This window comes from Dietzia sp. UBA5065 (assembly GCA_002415925.1).
Lineage (GTDB): Bacteria > Actinomycetota > Actinomycetes > Mycobacteriales > Mycobacteriaceae > Dietzia.
Window position 1 is genome coordinate 1 of the sequence record DIAZ01000086.1, and the last position, 4,527, is coordinate 4,527.

General features: G+C 73.0%; 4 protein-coding genes. 1 reads left to right on the plus strand and 3 read right to left on the minus strand.

Translation table 11 applies throughout. From position 1 onward, the window contains the following. Positions 1-71 precede the first annotated feature (71 nt). From B4M60_RS06540 to B4M60_RS06550, 3 genes are all read right to left on the minus strand, one after another. Entirely contained in the window at positions 72-551 is a 480-nt protein-coding gene (locus tag B4M60_RS06540) for a hypothetical protein (RefSeq protein ID WP_291081425.1), read from the minus strand. A 202-nt stretch (positions 552-753) separates the two neighbouring features. Next, a complete protein-coding gene (gene dusB / locus B4M60_RS06545) occupies positions 754-1,911 on the minus strand; it encodes a tRNA dihydrouridine synthase DusB (protein ID WP_291081427.1) in 1,158 nt (385 codons plus the stop codon). A 72-nt stretch (positions 1,912-1,983) separates the two neighbouring features. Next, positions 1,984-4,011: an acyltransferase family protein gene (locus tag B4M60_RS06550; RefSeq protein ID WP_291081429.1), complete on the minus strand. Its 2,028-nt coding sequence runs from the start codon at positions 4,009-4,011 to the stop codon at positions 1,984-1,986. A gap of 201 nt (positions 4,012-4,212) precedes the next feature. On the opposite strand from B4M60_RS06550, the gene B4M60_RS06555 reads away from it, so the two are divergent. Then, on the plus strand, positions 4,213-4,527 hold a 315-nt coding region (locus tag B4M60_RS06555), incomplete at its 3' end, for a rhodanese-like domain-containing protein (RefSeq protein ID WP_291081431.1).

Here is a 4,527-nt window from a genome sequence, read left to right on the forward strand (position 1 = left end):
AGCCCAACACGCCCCACGGCGGGGCCCCCAACACGCAGCGCGGGCGGTCAGCGTCCGGCGACGAGCACGCGTCACCGTGCCGCTCTCCCGGCGCGGCGCCCAACGATCGTCCCCACGACGGCGGCCACCCAGCCCGTCTCACCGTTCATCCACCGCACGGCAACGAGGTTCGTTGGCACCAGGAAGTCGTCGTCTCGGTCCGAGCCCACCCCGATCTCGACCCCGAAGGCGTCACTGACCCGACCCCAACGCAGATCAGTCGCCGTGGTGAGGTAGTGGGCGATCCCCAACCCGTACCGCTCCACTAGCGGGTCGTGGTCGGGGCGCTTCGAGGCCCGAAGGGCAGACCACGCCAGGTACGTCCGGTCATAGCCGGCCGCGAGGGAACCGAGGTTCCCAGCGTCCACCCCATCGGCGGCGAGGGCGGCCAGCGCCGCGTCGATCCTGCGCTGTCCGGCGTCGTCCAGGGGCAACAGACGCGGTATGACGAGCGGGGTCGCCTCAGCCTCGGCGGCATCCAGCTCCTCCAGCTGCGGGGCCGGCTCGGGCACCGAACGGCTCTCACTTCTGTCCCGGAACCACGCCATGGCGCCCAGCGTACGGGGCCGCCCCGGTGGCCGCCCGTTCCCTTGGCCGCCCGCCCCCGTGGCCGCCCGCTCCCTTGGCGGCCCGCCCCCTTGGCGCCCACCACCTGAGAGGCGATGCGACGTCAGCCGCGACGCGATGCGACGACAGCCGCGACGCGATGCGACGTCAGCCGCCGGAGACCGACAGCTCGGCCTGGCCGACGAGGACCCGCTGCGCCTCGGTCAGCTCCTGCGAGTCGAGCCAGCCCTCCGGAAGCGCGACGGTCTTCGGCGTCCCGGCCCGTCCGCGCGGACCCTCCGCGTCCGATCCCGGCCACGGCGCGCTCGGGTCGAGCCGCGCGAGCAGATCGTCCAGCCGGTCCAGGGAGTCGACCAGGGCGAGCTCGGTGCGCAGGGTCGACCCGGCCGGAAAGCCCTTGAGGTACCACGCGATGTGCTTGCGCAGGTCCCGGCAGCCGAGCAGCTCCTCGCCGTCATACATCTCGACGAGGTAGGTGGCATGTCGTCGCAGCGCCGCGGCGACCTCGCCGAGCGCGGGTGTGACCCGCGAAGGCGACCCCGCGAAGGCTGCCGCGAGGTCCGCAAAGAGCCAGGGCCGACCCAGGCACCCGCGCCCGACGACGACCCCGTCGCAGCCGGTCTGCGCCACCATCGCCAGGGCGTCCTCGGCGGACCAGATGTCGCCATTGCCGAGGACGGGCAGCGGGTCGAGGGCCTCCTTGAGCCGGGCGATCTCCTCCCACCGGGCGTGCCCGGAGTAGTGCTGCGCAGCGGTCCGGGCGTGCAGCGCCACCGCGGCGACCCCGGCATCGCGGGCCGCGCGCCCGGCGTCGAGGAAGGTCAGATGGTCCTCGTCGATCCCGACGCGCATCTTCACCGTGACCGGGACGTCATACCGGCTCGCCTCCCGGACGGCGGCGCGGACGATGGCCGCGAAGAGGTCCTTCTTCCACGGCAGAGCCGCTCCCCCGCCCTTGCGGGTGACCTTGGGCACCGGGCACCCGACGTTGAGGTCGATGTGGTCGGCCCGGTCCTCCTCGACGAGGAGGCGCACCGCCGCCGCCATGACGACCGGGTCGACGCCGTAGAGCTGGACCGACCGCGGGTGCTCGTCCGGGTCGTGCTCGACCAGCCGCATCGTCTCGGGGTGCCGCTCCACAAGAGCCCTGGAGGTGACCATCTCCGAGACGTAGGCGCCACCGCCGGCATACTCGCGGCACAGGCGTCGAAAGGCGCGGTTGGTGATTCCCGCCATGGGCGCCAGGACGAACGGCGAGCCGAGGGTATGGCGGCCGATGCGCAGGGGCGGGGTAGGCGTCGACATGGCCCCACCATTGTCGCAGCGGCGGCGACTGGCTCTGCCGGACCAGGCGCGGCCTCGGGGAAGGCGCTGGCCCTACGACGCGGCCAGCGCAGCCTGGAGCAGCGGTGCGAGGCGACGGCTCTGCGACACCGTGAGGTGGTTGGAGTCGCGGTAGGCGGGTCCGGCCGCCCTAGCGGTGTCGCATCGCCCGGCCGGGCAGAGCTCGGTCCAAAGATCCAGCGTGCGAACCCCTGCCTGGTGCACGGCCGCGGCTTCGGCGGCGAGCTCCGCTGCTTGGGAGGTCTGTTGTGCGGTGCGCTCGACACTGAGCTGGCAGCCGTCGGGGTGCCACACCACCAGCGCGGCCGGGCAGCGGGTCAGGCCCCATGCAGCCTCACCCGTCTCGTCGGTTCCTCCCGGGTGCGGAACCGTCGCGATGACCAGGACCTGATGACCGCCGGCGCCGAGCCACCCCAGCGACCGGGTCACTCCAGCCGTCCACAACCGGGCCTTCCCCTCGGGTGTCCAGTCCCACCCTCCTGCGCCCACGGGGTCGGCGAGGGCCACCCGGCCCGCCGAGATCCAGGTGTTCGCGGCCGCGATGACGACCGTCCCGCGCGGGGCGCCGGCGAGCCAGGCCCGCAGGTGCGCGTTGCGACGACGGCATACCTCGTCGTCCCGTCCGGACTTGTTGACACGCACGTCGACGAACGGGCAGCTGGCCTGCGTCGCCAGGACCAGGGGGCGATTCAGCCGCTGCGCCGCGAGGTCGAGGCCGTCGGCGTACATTCCGGCGTTCGAGTCGCCGACGAGGTAGATCGGTGGGCCAGGGCGCTCGGCCCCGATCGTGCACGCGGCGAGCCGCTCGATGGGCTGGCCCGAGCTGCATCCCGCCGAGGTGCGCAGTGGCCGCGCGGTGTCCTGGTGCAGCCGGACCGCGTTGGGCTCGGCGCTCACCCGGTCGGCCACCACCGCCAGGCCGGCGAAGGCCAGCGTCGGCGCCGCCACGGCTGTGGCCAGTAGCCGCCAGGGGAAGCGCGACCCGGGTGCCGCGCGACGCCACGGCTGCTCAACCCACCGGTATGACGCCCAGGCCACGCCGAGGGCGGCCGTGACGGCGACCCAACGGGTCGAGGCAGACGGACCGAACCAGCCCATGCTGAGCACGAGCAGCGGCCAGTGCCACAGGTACCAGCTGTACGACAGGTCCCCGAGCCGGAGCAGACCCGGATGTTCGAGAGCGCCGCGGCCGGGCCCGCCGTGCCCAGCGAGCAGCAGGGCGGTCGCCGCGACCGGGACCATGAGCCAGGGCCCCATCGGCGGGCCGGGATCCGGGGTGAGGACGAACCAGCACCACGCCGCGAGCCCGGCGAGCTGACCGACGACGGACCAGGTCTGGGCTGGCCGACGGGCCCGGAACAGCAGGAAGACCAAAGACCCGGCGAGGAACTCCCACCCCCGCAGCGGCGCGAGGTAGAAGGCCGCGCGGTCGGCGGCGGGGTACCCGGGCAGCGGAGCGCCCCCAGCGGTGCGCAGGAACAGGGCCAGGCTCGCAACCGCCAGGGCTGCGCTGACCCAACCGAGCAGCCGACCCCGGCGACGGCCGACTCCGAACGCGAGGACCACGAAGAAGCCGATGTAGAACTGCTCCTCGACGGCGAGGGACCACATGTGGACCAGCGGCACCTCGTCGGCCCGGGTGCCGAAGTAGTCCGGGGCGACGGCATAGGCCCCGTGGTTCGCGAGGAAGACACTCGTCCAGCGGCCCAGCTGCGCGGTGAGCTGCATCGTCCCGAAGGGCGAAAGGACCAGGGCGGATGCAGCGGCTGTAACGAGCAGGGCGACGGTCGCGGCCGGGAGGAGGCGCCGGATCCGCCGGGCGAAGAACCATGAGGCGCTGACCCGTCCGGTCAGCTCACGGCGTTGCCAGACCATCCGGGTGATGACGAAGCCGGAGAGGACGAAGAAGGTGTCCACCCCGGCATACCCGCGGGGCAGGACGCCACCGGCGTGGTACAGCACGACCGCGAGGATGCTGAGTCCACGCAAGCCCTGCACGTAGCCCAGGCGGGCACCGCCGAAGGCGTCCGTGGGTACCGGCCGGGCGACCCCCTCGGTCATGTCCGCAGCGCCGCCCTGTCGCTCGACGGGCGCACGCGTCGCGCGGGCCGCATGAGTCTCCTGTCGTCGTCGCTGCGCATCGTCCACCTCAGCGGTGTCACCGGGAGGCTATCGGCTGCGGTGCCGCGACACGCCTACCCCACGACGTGATGCGAACCGACGGTTCACGGCCACGGTCGGCCGCCGTGGTCGAATGTCCCCGTGAGCGCACTGATCTCCGCTGAGGCCCTCGCGGCCTGCTTGGACTCCGTCATTATCCTTGACGTCCAGTGGACTCTGGGTGGGCCGCCCGGTATCGAGGACTACCAGCGCGCCCATCTGCCCGGTGCCGTGTATGTCGACCTGGACTCCGAGCTCGCCGGCCCGCCCGGGGGTGGGCGTGGTCGACACCCGTTGCCCGATCCCGAGGTGCTGGAGGGTGCCCTGCGGCGCAGTGGGGTGGACGACGGGTCCGCCGTCGTCGTGTATGACGCCCAGGCGTCGATGTCCGCCGCCCGGGCCTGGTGGCTGTTGCGC

Bases quoted from the DNA above. Each gene is read 5' to 3' on its own strand.
- B4M60_RS06550 (WP_291081429.1), bottom strand. From the start codon at position 4,011: ATGACCGAGGGGGTCGCCCGGCCGGTACCCACGGACGCCTTCGGCGGT.
- dusB (WP_291081427.1), bottom strand. From the start codon at position 1,911: ATGTCGACGCCTACCCCGCCCCTGCGCATCGGCCGCCATACCCTCGGC.